Source organism: Marinobacter arenosus (assembly GCF_019264345.1).
In the GTDB taxonomy this organism is placed as follows: Bacteria; Pseudomonadota; Gammaproteobacteria; order Pseudomonadales; family Oleiphilaceae; genus Marinobacter; species Marinobacter arenosus.
In genome coordinates this window covers 2,423,832-2,442,450 of record NZ_JAHVAO010000001.1, presented here as the reverse complement: position 1 = coordinate 2,442,450, position 18,619 = coordinate 2,423,832, and the positions used below count along the sequence as shown (strand labels likewise).

The 18,619-nt window shown below is 59.3% G+C and carries 17 protein-coding genes and 1 riboswitch; of the genes, 16 read left to right on the top strand and 1 reads right to left on the bottom strand.

The features are described 5' to 3' along the window. Positions 1–2 precede the first annotated feature (2 nt). A complete protein-coding gene (locus tag KXD86_RS11245) occupies positions 3–1,277 on the bottom strand; it encodes an EAL domain-containing protein (protein ID WP_218636110.1) in 1,275 nt (424 codons plus the stop codon). Between the two features lie 634 nt (positions 1,278–1,911). Between KXD86_RS11245 and mnmG the strand changes: the two genes are divergently transcribed. The 16 genes from mnmG (at position 1,912) to KXD86_RS11165 (ending at position 18,605) form a co-directional block, all read left to right on the top strand. After that, entirely contained in the window at positions 1,912–3,798 is a 1,887-nt protein-coding gene (gene mnmG, locus KXD86_RS11240) for a tRNA uridine-5-carboxymethylaminomethyl(34) synthesis enzyme MnmG (protein WP_218636109.1), read from the top strand. Between the two features lie 9 nt (positions 3,799–3,807). Next, the gene (gene rsmG / locus KXD86_RS11235) at positions 3,808–4,452 is read left to right on the top strand and encodes a 16S rRNA (guanine(527)-N(7))-methyltransferase RsmG (protein ID WP_218636108.1); all 645 of its coding nucleotides are present in this window, start codon (positions 3,808–3,810) and stop codon (positions 4,450–4,452) included. Positions 4,453–4,473: 21 nt separating this feature from the next. Then, entirely contained in the window at positions 4,474–5,268 is a 795-nt protein-coding gene (locus KXD86_RS11230) for a ParA family protein (RefSeq protein ID WP_218636107.1), read from the top strand. 60 nt (positions 5,269–5,328) lie between these two features. After that, positions 5,329–6,204: a ParB/RepB/Spo0J family partition protein gene (locus tag KXD86_RS11225; RefSeq protein WP_218636106.1), complete on the top strand. Its 876-nt coding sequence runs from the start codon at positions 5,329–5,331 to the stop codon at positions 6,202–6,204. Between the two features lie 270 nt (positions 6,205–6,474). Continuing rightward, positions 6,475–6,876: a F0F1 ATP synthase subunit I gene (locus KXD86_RS11220; protein WP_218636105.1), complete on the top strand. Its 402-nt coding sequence runs from the start codon at positions 6,475–6,477 to the stop codon at positions 6,874–6,876. A gap of 19 nt (positions 6,877–6,895) precedes the next feature. Then, on the top strand, positions 6,896–7,768 hold the full coding sequence (gene atpB / locus KXD86_RS11215) for a F0F1 ATP synthase subunit A (RefSeq protein ID WP_218636104.1): 873 nt from the start codon (positions 6,896–6,898) through the stop codon (positions 7,766–7,768). 74 nt (positions 7,769–7,842) lie between these two features. Then, entirely contained in the window at positions 7,843–8,100 is a 258-nt protein-coding gene (atpE, locus tag KXD86_RS11210; RefSeq protein WP_012138088.1) for a F0F1 ATP synthase subunit C, read from the top strand. A 64-nt stretch (positions 8,101–8,164) separates the two neighbouring features. Beyond that, complete coding sequence (locus KXD86_RS11205; RefSeq protein WP_218636103.1) at positions 8,165–8,635, top strand: F0F1 ATP synthase subunit B; 471 nt, start codon at positions 8,165–8,167, stop codon at positions 8,633–8,635. Between the two features lie 15 nt (positions 8,636–8,650). Continuing rightward, positions 8,651–9,187, top strand: a complete 537-nt coding sequence (locus tag KXD86_RS11200) for a F0F1 ATP synthase subunit delta (RefSeq protein WP_218636102.1) — start codon at positions 8,651–8,653, stop codon at positions 9,185–9,187. A 28-nt stretch (positions 9,188–9,215) separates the two neighbouring features. Then, the gene (gene atpA / locus KXD86_RS11195; RefSeq protein WP_218636101.1) at positions 9,216–10,760 is read left to right on the top strand and encodes a F0F1 ATP synthase subunit alpha; all 1,545 of its coding nucleotides are present in this window, start codon (positions 9,216–9,218) and stop codon (positions 10,758–10,760) included. A gap of 73 nt (positions 10,761–10,833) precedes the next feature. Next, positions 10,834–11,697 carry a F0F1 ATP synthase subunit gamma gene (gene atpG, locus KXD86_RS11190; protein ID WP_218636100.1) on the top strand — a complete coding sequence of 288 codons (864 nt, stop codon included), beginning with the start codon at positions 10,834–10,836 and terminating at the stop codon, positions 11,695–11,697. 55 nt (positions 11,698–11,752) lie between these two features. Further along, positions 11,753–13,147 carry a F0F1 ATP synthase subunit beta gene (gene atpD / locus KXD86_RS11185; RefSeq protein ID WP_218636099.1) on the top strand — a complete coding sequence of 465 codons (1,395 nt, stop codon included), beginning with the start codon at positions 11,753–11,755 and terminating at the stop codon, positions 13,145–13,147. 47 nt (positions 13,148–13,194) lie between these two features. Then, entirely contained in the window at positions 13,195–13,617 is a 423-nt protein-coding gene (locus KXD86_RS11180) for a F0F1 ATP synthase subunit epsilon (RefSeq protein ID WP_218636098.1), read from the top strand. 151 nt (positions 13,618–13,768) lie between these two features. Continuing rightward, positions 13,769–15,136: a bifunctional UDP-N-acetylglucosamine diphosphorylase/glucosamine-1-phosphate N-acetyltransferase GlmU gene (glmU, locus tag KXD86_RS11175; RefSeq protein ID WP_218636097.1), complete on the top strand. Its 1,368-nt coding sequence runs from the start codon at positions 13,769–13,771 to the stop codon at positions 15,134–15,136. A gap of 27 nt (positions 15,137–15,163) precedes the next feature. Next, positions 15,164–16,996, top strand: coding sequence for a glutamine--fructose-6-phosphate transaminase (isomerizing) (gene glmS, locus KXD86_RS11170; protein ID WP_218636096.1), 1,833 nt, complete (start codon positions 15,164–15,166; stop codon positions 16,994–16,996). Positions 16,997–17,095: 99 nt separating this feature from the next. Continuing rightward, positions 17,096–17,194: riboswitch (glycine riboswitch) on the top strand. 166 nt (positions 17,195–17,360) lie between these two features. After that, positions 17,361–18,605 (top strand): D-amino acid dehydrogenase, encoded by a 1,245-nt coding sequence (locus tag KXD86_RS11165; protein WP_218636095.1) that lies wholly within the window; start codon positions 17,361–17,363, stop codon positions 18,603–18,605. Positions 18,606–18,619 lie beyond the last annotated feature (14 nt).

The following is an 18,619-nucleotide window of genomic DNA, read 5'->3' as shown; positions in this document are numbered from 1 at the left end:
GGTCAGAGTGTGGAGGGGAAGGTCATCTGGCCGTTAAAGACTTCGTCCGGGTGCACGTCGACGCAAAGTACCTGGACACCGGCTTGAGTCGGAAGGCTTGTGGACAGGGTGATGGTGCGTTTGGCGTCGGGTAGGGCAACGTAGGGCCGGGAGCTGTTGATGTGTTGGGGCCGTTCCAGGGCGTTTCGAAAATACTCCCGATGGCTCCACCGTGCGCCGGCGGAATGATACAAGGGGTTGAATTTGCCCCGATTGAGGTCCTGGCTGGCGTGGGCCAGGTTACCCTGCTGCACGCCGTTGCCGTCCAGCAGGAAGCAGCGCTTGACCCCGTCCAGTTCCAGCAGGCGGTGACACGAATGCCGGAAATCGTTGCCACGTGCCAGGCCGTGGCAGGCATCCATGATCTCGAAACGCAACAGGCGCAGGTAGTTTTCCTGGTCCCGGTGATCCTGAAGTGTCCACTCGCTGGAATCGGTCACCACGGAACGCAGTCGGGATTCCGACTTTTCCACAGAAGTGTCGGCAATGGCCGCCGGTCGGGCAAACAGGAAACCCTGCAGCAGATCGGCTTCGGTGGCCAGGGCGATCCGGGCCTGAGCGCCATTCTCGATGCCTTCCAGCAACACCAGGCTGCCACTTTCCCGGATCATCCGCACCAGACTCTCCAACAGGAGACGGGCGCGGTTGTTGGTCTCCGCGTTGACCAGCAGGCTGCGGTCGAGCTTGACGATCAGCGGGTTGATTCGCCACAGGCGTTCGAAGTTGGAATCGCCCATACCAAAATCATCGATGGCAATCTGAAAACCCAGGGTCCTGGCGTTGTGGATAAATTCCATCAATGCATCGGGGTCATCCGAGGCGGTTTCCACCAGCTCCAGCACCACTTTCTCGGGATGAATGCCGTTGCGTGTGCATTGGGCGGCCAGACGCTCCAGTGACGCTTCGGGATGCACGCAGGTGTCGGGGTTGATGTTCAGGAACAGCCAGACCGGATTGGCTTCGGCAGAGTAGTTGGCCAGGTGCAGGTGCAGCAGGTGCTTGTCCAGTTCCGCCGTCTGACCCAGTTCCTGCGCCCGTTTGAACAGGCTCACGGGCGACACCGGCTGATGCCCCCGGCTCACCCGAACCAGCGCTTCGTAACCGACCAGTTTCTGGTGGGTCGGACTCAGGATCGGCTGGTACACGGACTGAAACTCGTGACTGTGGATAACGCTGGACTCCGGGTTCAACCCGGTCCGGGTATGGCTACGGCGGGAAAGCCGGACTACGCTGCTCATGGTCAGCACCCTCGGGCCTTGCTGTTGTTGGAGCCGTCCTGGCCATGGATTCATATCATTAGGACAGTAACGACTGGCGAAATCCGTGCCAAAGCCCGTCGTTCCAGCGAACACGGGCGGAGCAGGGCCTGCACCCCGCGTTGGGTCGATCACGGCTGCACAGGACCGGTGCGTATCCGGATGTTCCCGGCGTGGTCATGCACTAAAACGGGCTGGTTGGCAGCCACTCACTGGCTGGGCCCTGTGATGGGCTGCCTGCGGCGTCGCGATGCCGCCAAATCTGTGGATAATTTCTTGGACAACCTTCGGATAAGCTCTGGAAGCATTTTCTTTAAAATAATAAAAACAAAGAGTTATAGGTATTTTTGGCTCTTCTGATTGGGTGTTTTGGGTGTGGATAACTGTCTTGAAAACTTTTTTGAAATTCGACTTACAAACGTTTGAAAAACTAAGGATTTCGGTTTTCCACTACGCGGTTTTCAGGCTCATCCTCCGGATTTTACCCCTGTTGGCGTGGTACCCGCTTTCAACTGGTCCGGTCTCTGGTTAAAATTTGCACATTTCAACTGCAATTTCATGGATCAGGCGTTATACTCGCCGGCCTGTTTTTATCCCCCGATTTCCGAGGTGAGCTGTGGATTTTCCGACCCGTTTCGATGTCATTGTCATTGGTGGTGGCCACGCCGGCACCGAAGCCGCGTTGGCGGCGGCGCGCATGGGTTCCCAAACCCTGCTGCTGACCCACAACATTGAGACCCTGGGCCAGATGTCCTGCAATCCGGCCATCGGCGGCATCGGCAAGAGCCACCTGGTGAAGGAAATCGACGCGCTCGGTGGCGCCATGGCGAAAGCGACGGATCTGGCCGGAATCCAGTTCCGGGTGCTCAACAGCCGCAAGGGACCGGCCGTGCGCGCGACCCGGGCCCAGGCCGATCGGGTGCTGTACAAGGCGGCGATTCGCCACGAACTGGAAAATCAGCCCAACCTGACCCTGTTCCAGCAGGCCGCGGACGATCTGATTGTGGAAAACGAGCAGGTCACCGGCGTGGTTACCCAGACTGGCATCCGCTTCAACGCCAGAACCGTCGTCCTGACCACGGGCACCTTCCTGGGCGGAGTTATCCACATTGGCATGCAGGCTCATTCCGGTGGCCGTGCCGGCGATGCGCCGGCGAACGCGCTGGCCCAACGTCTGCGCGAACTGCCGTTTAACGTCGGCCGCCTGAAAACCGGGACGCCACCGCGCATTGATGCCCGCACCGTGGATTTCTCGGTGATGGAGCAACAGTGGGGGGATAACCCCGCGCCGGTGATGTCCTTTACCGGCAGCCGGGACCAGCACCCGGAACAGATCTGTTGCTACGTGACCCGCACCACCGAGCGGACCCATGACATTATCCGCAGCGGTTTTGATCGCTCACCGATGTTCGCCGGCAACATCGAGGGCGTGGGCCCACGCTATTGCCCGTCCATTGAGGACAAGGTCAACCGCTTTGCCGACAAGGACTCGCATCAGATCTTTGTTGAGCCCGAGGGCCTGACCACCAACGAGCTCTACCCGAATGGCATCTCCACCAGTCTGCCATTCGATATCCAGCTCGAGGCCGTGCGGTCGATCCCGGGGTTCGAGAATGCCCACATCACCCGGCCGGGCTACGCCATCGAGTACGACTTCCTGAATCCGCAGGACCTCCGCCATACCCTGGAAACCAAGTTCATCCAGGGCCTGTACTTTGCCGGTCAGATCAACGGCACCACCGGCTACGAGGAAGCGGGTGCCCAGGGTCTGTTGGCCGGCATCAACGCCGCCTTGCGCGCCCAGGAGAAAGACGAGTGGTACCCCCGCCGGGACGAGGCTTACCTCGGTGTGCTGGTGGATGACCTGATTACCATGGGCACCAGCGAACCGTACCGCATGTTCACCAGTCGGGCGGAGTACCGCCTGATCCTGCGTGAAGACAACGCCGACCTGCGCCTGACCGAGACCGGCCGAAAGCTGGGGCTGGTGGACGATGACCGGTGGCAGAAATTCAGCGACAAGCGTGAGGCCATCGGCCGGGAGCGGGACCGTCTGGAATCGACCCGCATTCATCCCAACACCGACGCGGGCGAGCGGGCCAACGGCTTACTCAAGCAGCCGATGAACCGGGACCAGTCCCTGGCCGAGCTGCTGCGTCGTCCGGAGATCGACTACAGTCACATTGCCGAGATTGGCGGTGAACAGGCCGACGACGAGAACGTCGCCGCCCAGGTCGAGATCGAGATCAAGTACGAGGGTTACATCTCCCGCCAGGCGGACGAGATCGAGCGTCTGCGCCGGAACGAGAACACGGCTCTGCCGGTGGACCTGGATTACGACGTCATCGGCGGCCTGTCCAACGAGATCAAGCAGAAGCTCAAGACCGTCCGTCCGGAGACCGTGGCCCAGGCGTCCCGGGTCCAGGGTGTCACCCCGGCGGCGGTCAGCCAGATTCTGGTGCACCTGAAGAAACGCGACCTGTTGCGTAAGCAGAGTGCCTGATCCGATTCTATGACCAATGACCTCTGGCAAGGCCAGCTCCGGGACGGGCTGGCAACCATGGACCTGTCCCTCACCGAGGACCAGCAGCGGCAACTGCTGGCCTTCCTGGCCCTGCTCAACAAATGGAACCGGGCCTACAATCTGACGGCCGTGCGCGATGAGCGGCAGATGGTGTCCCGGCAGTTGCTCGACAGCCTGAGCATCCTGCCCTGGGTCACCACCGGCCATCTACTGGATGTTGGTGCCGGTGGCGGCCTGCCCGGGATTCCGCTGGCCATTGCCCTGCCCGACCGTCGGTTCACCCTGCTCGACAGTAACGGCAAGAAAACCCGTTTCCTCAATCAGTGTGTGCTGGAGCTGGGCCTGTCCAACGTCGAGGTGATCCACGGCCGCGCCGAGGCCTGCACGCCGGAACAGCCGTTCAGCCAGATCAGCAGCCGGGCCTTCACCGCGCTGGAGAACCTGGTGACCTGGTGTGGCGATTTGCTGGCAAATGAGGGCGAGTTCCTTGCCATGAAAGGCCAGTTTCCGGATGATGAGGTAGCTGCCCTTCCGGCCGGCTGGCAGGTAAAATCCCACCGGTCCCTGGCCGTTCCCGGCGCCGATGGTGACCGACACCTGCTGGTGATTGCCAGGGCACAGCATTCCCAGTAACCCGCGAACAGGAGGCGAGACATGGCGCGCGTGATTGCAGTGACCAATCAGAAAGGCGGTGTGGGTAAAACCACCACCTGCGTGAACCTTGCCGCGTCTCTGGCTGCGACCAAGCGCCGGGTCCTGCTTGTGGATATGGACCCACAGGGCAACGCCACCATGGGCAGTGGTGTCGACAAGAACGCCCTTGAGCTGTCCGGCTACGATCTGCTGACCAAGCGTGCGTCTGCCGCCGAGGTCATCTTCCTGGCCGAGGCTTCGGGTTTCGACATACTGCCGGCCAACGGCGACCTGACCGCGGCGGAAGTCGAACTGATGAACGAGATTGGCCGGGAGCATCGCCTGCGTCTGGCACTGAACACCGTTCGCGACAACTACGACTACATTCTCATCGATTGCCCGCCTTCGCTGAGTCTGCTCACGGTCAACGCCCTGTCGGCGGCCGATTCCGTGCTGATTCCGATGCAGTGCGAGTACTATGCGCTGGAAGGCCTGGCAGCCCTGATGAACACGGTCGAGCAGATCCAGGAAACGGTGAATCCGAATCTCCAGGTTGAAGGCATCCTGCGTACCATGTACGACCCCCGCAACAGCCTGACGCTGGATGTTTCCGCCCAGCTCAGCGAGTACTTCGACGACAAGGTCTACCGGGCCGTCATCCCGCGCAACGTCCGACTGGCGGAAGCGCCGAGTTATGGCATGCCTGCGCTGAAATACGACCGTGCCTCCAAGGGCGCGGTGGCCTACCTGGCCCTGGCCGGCGAGATGGTTCGTCGCCACGGCTCGAAAAAGACATCCGCGCCAGTTGCGGTGTAACATACCGCCCTGTCACTCAATAACGCACAACGAATTTCAACGGGAAGAATGACTGACACCATGGCGGCGAAGAAACGAGGATTGGGCGAGCGCGGACTGGGCGCCCTGCTGGCGGGCTCCAAGGTTAACCTCGATCAGGAACTGAAGGACCACGACGGCGAACTGCGCGAGGTTCCGATCGACCTGATCCAGCGTGGCCGCTACCAGCCGCGTCGTGATATGGATCCGGCTGCGCTGCAGGAGTTGGCCGATTCCATTCGCCAACAGGGTGTCATGCAGCCCGTGGTCGTCCGCCCCATCGCGGAAGGACGGTACGAGCTGATTGCCGGTGAGCGTCGTTGGCGCGCCACCCAGATGGCCGAGCTCGACAGCATTCCCGCCATCATCCGGGACGTCCCCGATGAAGCCGCCATCGCCATGGCGCTCATCGAGAACATCCAGCGCGAAAACCTCAATCCCATCGAGGAAGCCTTCGCCCTCCAGCGGCTTCAGGACGAATTCGGTCTGACCCAGGCCCAGGTCGCCGAAGCCGTGGGCAAATCCCGCACCACCATCACCAACCTGCTGCGCCTGATCGGCCTGACCGAGGACGTGCGCCTGATGCTGGAGCACGGTGACCTGGAGATGGGGCATGGCCGGGCCATGCTGACCCTCCCGCCGGAGCAGCAGATGATGGTGGCCAAGCAGGTGGTGGCCAAGTCCCTGTCCGTGCGCCAGACCGAGGCCCTGGTTCGCCGGGTCCAGCAGGAGAAGCCGGGGCAGAAAGCCTCCGCTCACACGGCGGTGGACCCGAACATCCGGGCGCTGCAGGACGATCTCGCGGAACGCCTTGGGGCCCGGGTGTCCATAGCCCACGGCCAGCGAGGCAAGGGCAAGCTGGTGATTGAGTACAGTTCCCTCGACGAACTCGACGGTATTCTTGGCCATATCAAGTAATTTGGCCCGTTTTTCTGGTTCTTTCGGACGCCTACGAAAGTTCGTGGTTTCAGTCCTACACAACATGTAGTGTTGTGGGGGCGCTCACTCGCCTATTTGTGTCCAAAGCGGCGCAAAGTCACTGACTCTGCCCTTTCCCACCGGTTTTTGCGGAATCCGGTTTTGTTGATTCGTGCACATTGAACACATATAATCTGCGGCGCTCGTATCGGTGTATTTGTCTAATTTTTAAACTGCATCGGGTAAAGGCACCGTACTCCCGGGAAGAACATGACGCAGACGACTCCGAGCGGTATACGCCGCCCGCCTATCGCACGATGGTTTGTCATAGAAAGTGTGGTACTGGTCTTCGTCAGCCTGGCGTTTTTACTGTTTCGGGGCCAGGTTTCCGGTTATTCAGCGCTATTGGGCGGTCTTATTTTCCTTCTGCCCCACGGTTATTTTGCGCTCAAGGCATTCCGCTACTCCGGCGCGCGGTCTGCCAAAAAGATCATGAGTTCTTTTTACCAGGGTGAGGCCGGCAAGCTCATCCTGTGCGCCATCTTTTTCACGATGGTGTTCAAATGGATTCAGCCGCTTGATATAGCGGCACTTTTTCTAACATTTGCGATCATGCTGGTCACCAACTGGTTGACACCGCTACTGGCGGGCAGCAATACGCAGCAAAGCTAACTGGACCTGGGAAACCGTTATGGCAGGAAGTGCATCCGAATATATCCAGCATCACCTCCAGAACCTCACCTACGGTAAGCTGCCGGCAGGCTATGAGCGTGCCGACGGAACCGTAGTGGATGAAGCCACCTGGACACTGGCTCACACGGCGCAGGAAGCGTCGGACATGGGCTTCTGGGCGGTACACGTGGACTCGTTGGGCTGGGCGGTCGGTCTCGGCGTCCTGTTCCTGTTCCTGTTCCGCATGGCGGCCAAGCGCGCGACCTCTGACCAACCGGGTGGTCTGCAGAACTTTGTCGAAGTGATGGTCGAGTTCGTTGACAACAGCGTCAAGGAAACCTTCCACGGCAAGAACAAGGTCATTGCCCCGCTGGCACTGACCATTTTCTGCTGGATCTTCCTGATGAACCTGATGGACCTGGTGCCGGTGGACTTCCTGCCGCAGCTGTTCCATCTGGCTGGCGCCGAGTACATGAAGGTGGTACCGACCACCGACGTGAACGTTACGCTGGGTATGTCGCTGTCGGTGTTCTTCCTGATCATTTACTACAGCCTGAAGGTCAAAGGCGTTGGGGGCTTCCTGGGCGAGCTGACCCTGCACCCGTTCTCGTCTGACAACCTGGTTCTGAAGATTCTTCTGGTTCCGGTCAACCTGCTGCTGGAGGGCGTCAGCCTGATCGCCAAGCCGATCTCACTGGCCCTGCGTCTGTTCGGTAACCTGTACGCCGGCGAGCTGATCTTCATCCTGATTGCGCTGCTGCCCCTGTGGGCTCAGTGGACGCTGTCTGTGCCCTGGGCGATTTTCCACATTCTGGTCATCACCCTGCAGGCATTCATCTTTATGATGTTGACGATCGTGTACTTGAGCATGGCTCACGAAGACAGTCACTGATCGGACACCATTAAGCCGTAGTTCTAAACCCTAACCGTTAAACTGAAAACCTAAACTGAAAACTGGGAGTTATCATGGAAACTGTAGTTGGAATGACCGCGATTGCCGTTGCACTGTTGATTGGCCTGGGTGCCCTGGGTACTGCGATTGGCTTTGGTATCCTCGGTGGCAAGTTCCTGGAAGGCGCTGCGCGTCAGCCGGAAATGACCCCGATGCTGCAGGTTAAGATGTTCATCGTTGCTGGTCTGCTGGACGCCGTAACCATGATCGGTGTTGGTATCGCACTGTTCTTCACCTTCGCCAACCCGTTCGTCGGCCAGATCGCCGGTTAATCGAGTCGCCAGCCGGGATTTCCCGGTCAGATGATTCTTAACAACACAGGCGAGAGGTGAAGACGTGAACATTAATTTGACGATGATTGGTCAAGCCATCGCGTTCTTTATCTTTGTCGTCTTCTGCATGAAATATGTGTGGCCACCTATCATGGCCGCACTGCAGGAGCGTCAAAAGAAGATCGCTGACGGACTGGCTGCCTCAGACCGCGCGGCGCGCGATCTGGAACTGGCTCAGGAAAAGTCAGCTCAGGAACTGCGTGAAGCCAAACAGCAAGCTGCGGGTCTCATCGAAGAGGCCAACAAGCGTGCGGCCGCCATTGTGGAAGCATCGAAAGATGACGCCCGCAAGGAAGGCCAGAAGCTGATTGAGCAGGCCAAGGCCGAAATTGAACAGGAACGGAACCAGGCCCGTGACGCCCTGCGTGCAGAAGTTGCCGCAATCGCTGTCGCTGGTGCTGAGAAAATCCTGGAAGCCTCTGTCGATGCCTCCAAGCACAACGAGATGTTGGAAAAACTGGCGGCAGAACTTTAAACGACGAGGTTCATCATGGCAGAACTGAGAACGCTGGCCCGTCCCTACGCAAAAGCAGCATTCAAGGCCGCCCAGGAGCATGAGCAACTGGCTGATTGGTCCCAGGTGCTGACGGTTGCCGGACAGGTCACCGCGAACGAAGACATTCGACAGCTTCTCGCGAATCCGGGTCTGGAAGAGTCGAAGAAAGCCGAGCTGATCCTCGAGGTCGCCGAAGAAGGCGTCAACGATCAGATTCGTAATTTCTTCGCTGTACTGGCGGAAAACCGCCGGCTGACTCTCCTTCCTGAGATTGCAGCGCTCTTCAACACGTACCGGGCTGATCTGGAGCGCACTGTTGATATCGAAGTTACCGCAGCCTTCGAGCTGACGGACGAACAGCAACAGAAGCTCGCCCAGGCACTCTCGACCAAACTCGAGCGGAAAGTGTCAGTCGCAGCGTCAATGGACAAGTCTCTGATTGGCGGTGCAATTATTCGTACCGGTGATCTGGTCATCGACGCATCTGTACGCGGAAAGCTGACCAAGCTGGCCGACACTCTGGGCTCCTGATTTCAGCACAAGGTTTGAGGATATTGGCATGCAGCAACTGAATCCATCCGAGATCAGTGACATCATCAAGAAGAGAATCGAGAAGCTCGATATCTCTTCCGAAGCAAAGAACGAAGGTACGATCCTGTCCGTTTCCGACGGTATCGTGCTGATCCACGGTCTCGCCGACGTTATGTACGGTGAGATGATTGAATTTGCCAACGGCGTCTTCGGCATGGCTCTGAACCTGGAGCGTGATTCCGTGGGTGCGGTTGTCCTGGGTGACTACGAAGACCTGGCAGAAGGCCAGAAGGTTCGTTGTACCGGTCGTATCCTGGAAGTTCCGGTTGGTCCGGAACTGATGGGTCGCGTGGTCGATGGTCTGGGTAACCCGATCGACGGCAAGGGCGAGTTGGGTACCGAGCTGACCGCACCGGTCGAAAAGGTTGCACCGGGCGTGATCGCTCGTCAATCCGTTGATGAGCCGGTTCAGACCGGTCTGAAAGCGATCGACACCATGGTTCCGGTTGGCCGCGGCCAGCGTGAGCTGATCATCGGTGACCGTCAGATTGGTAAGACCGCTGTCGCGATTGATGCGATCATCAATCAGAAAGGCACCGGCATCAAGTGTATCTACGTGGCCGTTGGTCAGAAGCAGTCTTCCATTGCTGCAGTAGTACGCAAGCTGGAAGAGCACGGTGCCATGGATCACACCATCGTGGTTGCCGCCGGCGCCGCCGATCCGGCCGCCATGCAGTTCCTGGCGCCGTACTCCGGTACCTCCATGGGCGAATACTTCCGTGACCGCGGTGAAGACGCGCTGATCGTATACGATGACCTGTCCAAGCAGGCCGTTGCTTACCGTCAGATCTCCCTGCTCCTGCGTCGTCCGCCGGGCCGTGAAGCTTACCCGGGTGACGTTTTCTACCTGCACTCGCGTCTGCTGGAGCGCGCCTCCCGCGTAAACGCCGACTACGTCGAGCAGCTGACCAACGGCGAAGTGAAAGGCAAGACCGGTTCCCTGACCGCACTGCCGATCATCGAGACTCAGGCTGGTGACGTATCCGCGTTCGTACCGACCAACGTAATCTCCATTACCGACGGTCAGATCTTTCTGGAAACCAACCTGTTCAACTCCGGTATTCGTCCGGCGATGAACGCCGGTATCTCCGTATCCCGGGTCGGTGGTTCTGCCCAGACCAAGATCATGAAGAAGCTCGGCGGTAACATCCGTCTGGCTCTGGCCCAGTATCGTGAACTGGCCGCTTTCGCCCAGTTTGCTTCCGATCTCGACGAAGCAACCCGTAAGCAGCTTGAGCACGGTCAGCGTGTAACGGAACTCATGAAGCAGAACCAGTACAGCCCGATGTCCGTGGCTGAAATGGGTACGGTTCTGTTTGCAGCCAACGAAGGCTTCCTGGACGACGTTGATGTCGACAAGGTTGTTAAGTTCGAAGCGCAGATGCTTGACTGGATGCGCTCCGAGCAGAAAGACCTCCTCGACAAGATCAACGAGAAAGGCGATTACAACGACGAAATCGCTGCCGGCCTTAAAGCTGCACTTGAGAAATTCAAGACCACTCAGAGCTGGTAAGAGAAAGGGCCTGCACCTAGTTGCGGGCCGCTTTTCGTAGCAATGAGTGTCTAACTTGAGAAGGCAGTGAGTTATGGCCGTCGGCAAAGAAATACGTAACCAGATTTCAAGCATCAAGAGCACGCAGAAAATCACCAGCGCCATGGAAATGGTGGCGGCGAGTAAGATGCGCAAGGCTCAGGAGCGCATGCAGGCGACTCGTCCGTATGCCGAGAAGATGCGTCAGGTGATCGGGCACATTGCCAAGGCGAATGCTCAGTACAAGCACCCGTTCATGGTCGACCGCGAGGTTAAGCGCGTGGGCTATATCGTGGTGTCGACTGATCGTGGCCTCTGCGGTGGTCTGAACATCAACCTGTTCAAAGCGCTTGTCCGTGACATGAAAGCGTGGAAAGAGAAAGGAGTGGAATCCGATCTGTGCGCCATCGGGCAGAAAGGAGCGTCCTTTTTCCGGAGCTACGGCGGTAACGTCGTTGCGGCGCTGACCCATCTGGGTGACAGCCCGAGCTCTGAACAACTCATCGGCAACGTCAAGGTTATGCTGGATGCGTTCTCGGAAGGCAAAATCGACCGTCTGTATGTGGTCAGCAACGAGTTCGTCAATACCATGACCCAGAGCCCGACGGTAGAGCAGCTTCTGCCCCTGCCCGAGAGCGAAGACGAAGAAGAGATCAAGAACCAGTGGGATTATCTCTACGAGCCCGATGCCAGGCAGATCCTCGATGGCCTTCTGCCACGTTTTATTGAATCCCAGGTGTACCAGGGTGTGGTAGAGAATCTGGCATGTGAACAGGCAGCCCGGATGATCGCCATGAAGAGCGCAACTGATAACGCCGGTGACATCATCGACGAACTTCAGCTGGCTTATAATAAGGCGCGTCAGGCAGCCATCACCCAAGAGATTTCGGAGATTGTGAGCGGCGCGGCTTCGGTCTGATCCCGTCCACAGTCCAACTGGTTTTATTGACTACTAAGATAACGAGGAACCGAGCATGAGTAGCGGACAAATCGTTCAGATCATTGGCGCGGTTATCGACGTGGAATTTCCACGTGACTCCGTACCCAACATATATGACGCACTGCTGCTTGAAGGTGGCGAAACAACTCTGGAAGTCCAGCAGCAGCTGGGTGACGGCATTGTTCGTACCATCGCAATGGGCAGCACCGAAGGCCTGAAGCGTGGCCTGAAAGCAGAAAACACTGGCAAGGCAATCTCGGTACCGGTTGGTACCCAGACCCTGGGCCGTATCATGGACGTTCTGGGTCGCCCCATCGACGAAGCCGGCGAGATCGGCGAAGAAGAGCGTTGGGCGATTCACCGCAAGGCCCCGGGCTATGCAGACCAGTCGGCCTCTGCCGACCTGCTGGAAACCGGTATCAAGGTTATCGACCTGATCTGCCCGTTCGCCAAGGGTGGTAAGGTTGGCCTGTTCGGCGGTGCCGGCGTGGGCAAGACCGTAAACATGATGGAGCTGATCAACAACATCGCGAAAGAGCACTCCGGTCTTTCTGTATTCGCGGGTGTTGGTGAGCGGACCCGGGAAGGTAACGACTTCTATTACGAAATGAAGGAGTCCAACGTTCTCGATAAGGTTGCCATGGTTTACGGCCAGATGAACGAGCCTCCCGGAAACCGTCTGCGTGTGGCCCTGACCGGTCTCACCATGGCCGAGAAGTTCCGTGACGAAGGCCGTGACGTACTGCTGTTCGTCGATAACATCTACCGTTACACCCTGGCCGGTACCGAGGTATCCGCACTGCTCGGCCGTATGCCGTCTGCGGTAGGTTACCAGCCGACCCTGGCCCAGGAGATGGGTGAGCTGCAGGAGCGGATCACGTCTACCAAGACCGGCTCCATCACGTCTATCCAGGCGGTCTACGTACCGGCGGATGACCTGACTGATCCGTCACCGGCGACCACCTTCTCCCACCTCGACGCGACCGTGGTACTGAGCCGTGACATCGCCTCCAAGGGTATCTACCCGGCGATTGATCCGCTTGACTCCACCTCTCGTCAGCTGGATCCGCTGGTGATCGGTGACGAGCATTACGAAGTGGCCCGTGGCGTGCAGACCAACCTGCAGCGCTACAAGGAACTGAAAGACATCATCGCCATCCTGGGTATGGACGAACTGTCAGAAGAAGACAAGCTGACCGTCGCCCGTGCTCGTAAGATCGAGCGTTTTCTGTCCCAGCCGTTCCACGTTGCTGAAGTATTCACCGGCGCGCCCGGTAAGTACGTTTCCCTGAAGGAGACCATCAGCAGCTTTAAGGGCATCCTCAACGGTGACTATGACGATATGCCCGAGCAGGCGTTCTACATGGTTGGTACCATTGAGGAAGCGGTCGAGAAAGCGAAGGAAATGAAGAGCAAGGCCGAGAAGTAATTTGAGCCGTTGCACTTGTTTCCGGATCGATCAGAGAGGCAACTGACATGGGTATAACCGTGCATTGTGATGTGGTAAGTGCCGAAACAAAGATCTATTCCGGATTGATTGAAATGCTGATCGCTGCGGGCTCTGAAGGTGACCTGGGTATTGCCCCGGGTCACACCCCGCTGCTGACCCAGCTCAAGCCGGGTCCCATTCGGATCATCAAGCAGGGCGGTGAAGAAGACATTCTTTACGTGTCCGGCGGGTATCTGGAGGTCCAGCCCAATCTGGTAACTTTGCTGGCTGATACTGCGGTTCGTGCCAAGGATGTGGACGAAGCCGCGGCTCTCGAGGCGCAGAAAGAAGCCGAGAAAGCACTTGCCAACAAGACCGGTGAATTCGAGTACTCCCGTGCCGCTGCAGAACTGGCCGAGGCTGTCGCACAGCTTCGTACCATCCAGCAGCTGCGTAACAAGATGCGCTAAGCATTTTCGTTTCGGGTTTGCCGAACACCAAAGCCGCATCCTGAGCGGCTGGATATCCAACGCCCGGCGTTGGGACTCCGGCCATCCGGGTTGCGGCTTTTTTTTGTTGATTGAAACCGACATCAAGACATTCCCGGGGGTCTGAACCGTCATGAGCCCGTTACACGTTGTGATCCTGGCCGCGGGTCAGGGTTCAAGAATGAAGTCCGCCCTGCCCAAGGTTCTGCATGCGGTGGCGGGCAGGCCCATGCTGCACCATGTGATCGGGACTGCGAAGCAGCTCGGCGCGGAAAAGATTCACACCGTCATCGGTCATGGTGCCGACCAGGTTCGTGCTCTGACCTCGGAGGCAACCGTCAATTGGGTGGTCCAGAGCGAGCAACTGGGCACCGGCCATGCGGTTGCCCAGGTGCTCCCGGATCTGCCGGATAATGCGCGGGTCCTGGTGCTTTACGGCGATGTTCCGCTGACTCGCCGCGAAACCCTGGAGGCCATGGTTGCCGAGCTCGACCACGAGACCCTCGGCCTGCTGACGGTCTCGCTGGACGATCCCAATGGTTATGGGCGGATCGTGCGGGACACGGCGGGCAACGTCCTATCCATCGTCGAACAAAAGGACGCCACGGACGACCAGCGAGCGATCCGGGAGGTCAATACCGGTATCCTTGCGGTGTCCGCGAACCATCTGAAGGCCTGGCTGCCGGCCCTGTCGAACCGCAATGCCCAGGGTGAATACTACCTGACCGACATCATTGCCATGGCGGTGGACAATAACTTGTCGATCTCGGTGTCCCAGCCGGCTGACGCGTTCGAAGTCCAGGGCGTCAACAACCGGCTGCAGCTGTCTGAGCTCGAGCGCTGGTACCAGCGTCGCGAAGCCGAACGGCTGATGACCGAGGGCGCGACGCTGGCCGATCCGGCCCGTATTGATGTTCGGGGGGAGCTGACCATTGGCAACGACATCCTGATTGATGTCAACGTCGTGTTTGAGGGTGAGGTCCAGCTTGGCAGTCAGGTTTCCATTGGCCCCGGTTGCGTGATCAAGGACGCCCGCATTGCCGATGGCGCCCAGATCAAGGCCCACAGCATCATTGAAGGCGCTACCGTGGGTGCCAACGCGCAGATCGGTCCGTTTGCGCGTCTGCGCCCCGGCACCGAACTGGCGGCCGGTGCCAAGGTCGGCAACTTCGTGGAAACCAAGAAAGCCATCGTGGGCGAGGGCAGTAAGATCAACCACCTGAGCTATGTGGGAGACGCCACCCTGGGCCGTAATGTGAATGTTGGTGCAGGCACCATCACCTGCAACTATGATGGTGTTAACAAGTTCCAGACGGTGATCGGAGACGGAGCCTTTGTCGGTTCCAATTCCTCACTCGTCGCCCCGGTCAACGTCGCCGCGGGCGCCACCATCGGTGCCGGCTCGACCATTACCCGGGATGTTGCGGGCAACGAACTGGCTGTGGCCCGGGGCCGCCAGCGTAATATTTCCGGCTGGGAACGGCCGAAGAAAACTGATTGAGCAGCTTACAGGACAGGTGAAAGCAGCATGTGTGGGATTGTAGGTGCGGTTTCGGAACGGGACGTTCAGGGCATTCTTCTCGAGGGTCTCCGCCGTCTGGAGTACCGGGGCTACGACTCCGCCGGTATGGCGGTGGTCGATGGCGGAACCGTGGTGCAGCGCGCCCGGGAAGTGGGCAAGGTTGCCTCCCTGAGCGACGCCATCGACGCAAACCCCCTGACCGGGCATGTGGGCATTGCCCACACCCGCTGGGCCACCCACGGTGAGCCGTCCCAGATCAATGCCCACCCCCACATGTCCGGCGACCGTCTGGCCATCGTTCACAACGGCATCATCGAGAACTATCAGGACCTGCGCGAGGAATTGAAGGGCGACGGCTTTGACTTCACCTCCCAGACCGATACCGAAGTGGTCGCCCACCTGATCGAGAAGTACTACCGCGATCTGAACAACCTGTACGGGGCGGTCAAAGCGGCCATCGCCCGCCTGCGCGGGGCCTATGCCCTGGCGGTGGTGCATTCCGACGAACCGGACCACCTGGTGGTCTGCCGGGAAGGCAGTCCCCTGGTCATCGGCGTCGGGATTGGCGAAAACTTCATTGCGTCCGACCAGCTCGCCCTGCTGCCGGTCACGGACCGGTTCATGTTTCTGGAAGAGGGTGATATCGCCGATATCCACAAGCACCGAGTAATTATCCACGACCGCGAGGGCACCCCGGTCGAACGCAAGATCACCCGTTTCGAACACGGCACGGACTCTGCCGACAAAGGCGAATACCGCCATTTCATGTTGAAGGAGATCTACGAGCAGCCGAAAGTGATCAAGGCCACCATGGAAGGCCGGATCACCGATAGTCGTGTACTCGAACAGGCGCTTGGCACCGAGGCGGCCAACCTGCTGGAAGACGTCAAACATGTGCAGATCATCGCCTGCGGCACTAGCTATCACGCGGGTATGGTGGCCCGCTACTGGATCGAGGAGCTCGCCGGTGTGCCCTGCTCCGTTGAGGTGGCGTCCGAGTTCCGGTATCGCAAACACGTGATCCAGCGGGACACCCTGTTCCTGTGCATTTCCCAGTCCGGGGAGACCGCCGATACCCTGGCCGCCCTGCGTCAGGCGAAACAGGCGGGCTTCCGGGCCGCACTCGCGATCTGCAACGTGCCGGGCAGTTCCCTGGTGCGGGAATCCGATCTGGTCATGATGACCCAGGCGGGCCCGGAGATTGGCGTGGCGTCCACCAAGGCCTTTACGACCCAGCTCACGGCGCTGCTGATTTTCACCCTGGCCCTGGCCCGTCACAACGGCCTCGAGGAGCAGCGCGAAGCCGAGATCGTGAAAGCGATTCACCAGCTGCCGGGTCAGGTTGACCAGGTACTGGCCCTCGATGGGGACATTGCCGAGATGTCCAAGGCCTTCATGGACAAGAATCACAGCCTGTTCCTGGGCCGGGGTTCGCAGTTCCCGGTGGCACTGGAAGGCGCCCTGAAGCTCAAGGAAATTTCCTACATCCACGCGGAAGCCTACCCGGCGGGTGAGCTCAAGCACGGGCCGCTGGCGCTGGTGGACAGTGAAATGCCGGTGGTTACCGTGGCGCCCAACAACGATCTGGTGGAAAAGCTCAAATCCAACCTCGAGGAAGTGCGTGCCCGGGGCGGTGAGCTTTTCGTGTTTGCCGACCAGGCTGCGGACGTTCGGGCCGAAGATAACATTCACGTCATGCAGTTGCCGTCGGTGCACGAAATCACCGCGCCCATCGTGTACACCGTTCCGCTCCAGTTGCTCTCATACCACGTGGCCGTTCTCAAGGGCACGGACGTGGACCAGCCGCGCAACCTGGCCAAGAGTGTGACGGTCGAATAATTTGCCATTGTCTGGCGCCCAACCCGGGCGCCAGGGCAGCCAGAGGTTTTGTCCAACGGCGTTTTTTGCTATTTTGCAAAGCAGACTGGCATTCAACCAGACTTGTTAGCGGGAGAGACTGTGTCGTAACACATTGCGACCAGCGCCGAAGGAGCAACTGCCCCGGAAACTCTCAGGCAAAAGGACCGCTAACTTGAATACTTTCCGAAGAGCTGTCGACGACTGCGTCAGTCGGCACACCGAAGGAGCAAGCCGCCGATTCCGTCGAATGGGCGCGTGAATCTCTCAGGTACCGTGACGGAAGGGGTGCTTTCTACCACTGTGGGTAGAGAGGGAACCCTGGACGCCTCCTGGAGATGGTTGTATGAAGCGAGTTGCAGTAATTGGCGGTGGTATCACCGGTATCACGACCGCCTACACCCTGGCCAAGCGCGGCTATGATGTCACCGTATACGAAAAGCACCGCTACGCCGCGATGGAAACCTCCTTCGCCAACGGCGGTCAGTTGTCGGCCTCCAATGCCGAGGTCTGGAACAACTGGCAGACCGTGATGAAAGGCATGAAGTGGATGCTCCGCAGTGACGCCCCCCTGCTGGTCAATCCCAAGCCGTCCTGGCACAAGCTGAGCTGGTTTGCCGAGTTCATTGCCGCCATTCCCCAGTACGAGCGCAACACCACCGAAACCGCGCGCCTGGCCATTGCCGCCCGGCAACACCTGTTCCAATGGGCGCAGGACGAAGGCATCGATTTCGATCTCAAGAAGCAGGGCATCCTGCACATCTACCGGGACAAGGAAGGGTTTGATCACGCGGCGAACGTCTCGAAGCTCCTGGCTGCCGGGGGGCTCGAACGCCGACCGGTCACGCCCGAGGAAATGAAGTCGATCGAGCCTACCCTGGCCGGCACCTATTACGGTGGCTTTTTCACCGAGAGCGATTCCACCGGGGATATCCACAAGTTCACCAATGGCCTGGCGGAGGCGATCCTGCGTCTCGGGGTCAAGACCTGCTATGGCCACACCGTCACCGAACTCAGCGCGGACCGGACCAACGCCTGGGTGACCGCGTACGACGGGGAACAGCAGAACCGCGACACCTTTGACGGCGTGGTCATCTGCGCCGGGACCGGCAGCCGGGCACTGGCGGCGAAGCTGGGCGACCGGGTCAATATCTACCCGGTCAAAGGTTATTCCATTACTGTTCAGCTGGACGACGAGGCATCTCAGAAGGCTGCACCGACCGTCAGTCTGCTGGACGACGCCACCAAGCTGGTGACCAGCCGACTGGGTGATGACCGCTTCCGCGTGGCGGGAACCGCTGAATTCAACGGCTTCAACCGGAACATCCGGGATGATCGGATCAAGCCACTGACCCGATGGGTCGAGGAATGTTTCCCGGGCGTGAGCACCCGCCGCGTCGTGCCCTGGGCCGGGCTGCGTCCCATGTTGCCGAACATGATGCCGCGGGTAGGGCCGGGTCGTCTGCCGACCGTGTTCTACAACACTGGCCACGGTCACCTGGGCTGGACCCTGTCGGCGATCACCGCCGAGCTGCTGGCCGAAGCTGTTGAAAGGTCGTCGTCTGGCGTTACCGTCAGCGCCGCCCGCTAGTCTGGCTTGTTGGC

Coding starts and splice junctions, on each gene's coding strand:
- KXD86_RS11245 (WP_218636110.1), bottom strand. CDS start 1,277: ATGAGCAGCGTAGTCCGGCTTTCCCGCCGTAGCCATACCCGGACCGGG.
- rsmG (WP_218636108.1), top strand. CDS start 3,808: ATGACCAATGACCTCTGGCAAGGCCAGCTCCGGGACGGGCTGGCAACC.
- KXD86_RS11230 (WP_218636107.1), top strand. CDS start 4,474: ATGGCGCGCGTGATTGCAGTGACCAATCAGAAAGGCGGTGTGGGTAAA.
- KXD86_RS11225 (WP_218636106.1), top strand. CDS start 5,329: ATGGCGGCGAAGAAACGAGGATTGGGCGAGCGCGGACTGGGCGCCCTG.
- KXD86_RS11220 (WP_218636105.1), top strand. CDS start 6,475: ATGACGCAGACGACTCCGAGCGGTATACGCCGCCCGCCTATCGCACGA.
- atpB (WP_218636104.1), top strand. CDS start 6,896: ATGGCAGGAAGTGCATCCGAATATATCCAGCATCACCTCCAGAACCTC.
- atpE (WP_012138088.1), top strand. CDS start 7,843: ATGGAAACTGTAGTTGGAATGACCGCGATTGCCGTTGCACTGTTGATT.
- KXD86_RS11200 (WP_218636102.1), top strand. CDS start 8,651: ATGGCAGAACTGAGAACGCTGGCCCGTCCCTACGCAAAAGCAGCATTC.
- atpA (WP_218636101.1), top strand. CDS start 9,216: ATGCAGCAACTGAATCCATCCGAGATCAGTGACATCATCAAGAAGAGA.
- atpG (WP_218636100.1), top strand. CDS start 10,834: ATGGCCGTCGGCAAAGAAATACGTAACCAGATTTCAAGCATCAAGAGC.
- atpD (WP_218636099.1), top strand. CDS start 11,753: ATGAGTAGCGGACAAATCGTTCAGATCATTGGCGCGGTTATCGACGTG.
- KXD86_RS11180 (WP_218636098.1), top strand. CDS start 13,195: ATGGGTATAACCGTGCATTGTGATGTGGTAAGTGCCGAAACAAAGATC.
- glmU (WP_218636097.1), top strand. CDS start 13,769: ATGAGCCCGTTACACGTTGTGATCCTGGCCGCGGGTCAGGGTTCAAGA.
- glmS (WP_218636096.1), top strand. CDS start 15,164: ATGTGTGGGATTGTAGGTGCGGTTTCGGAACGGGACGTTCAGGGCATT.
- KXD86_RS11165 (WP_218636095.1), top strand. CDS start 17,361: ATGAAGCGAGTTGCAGTAATTGGCGGTGGTATCACCGGTATCACGACC.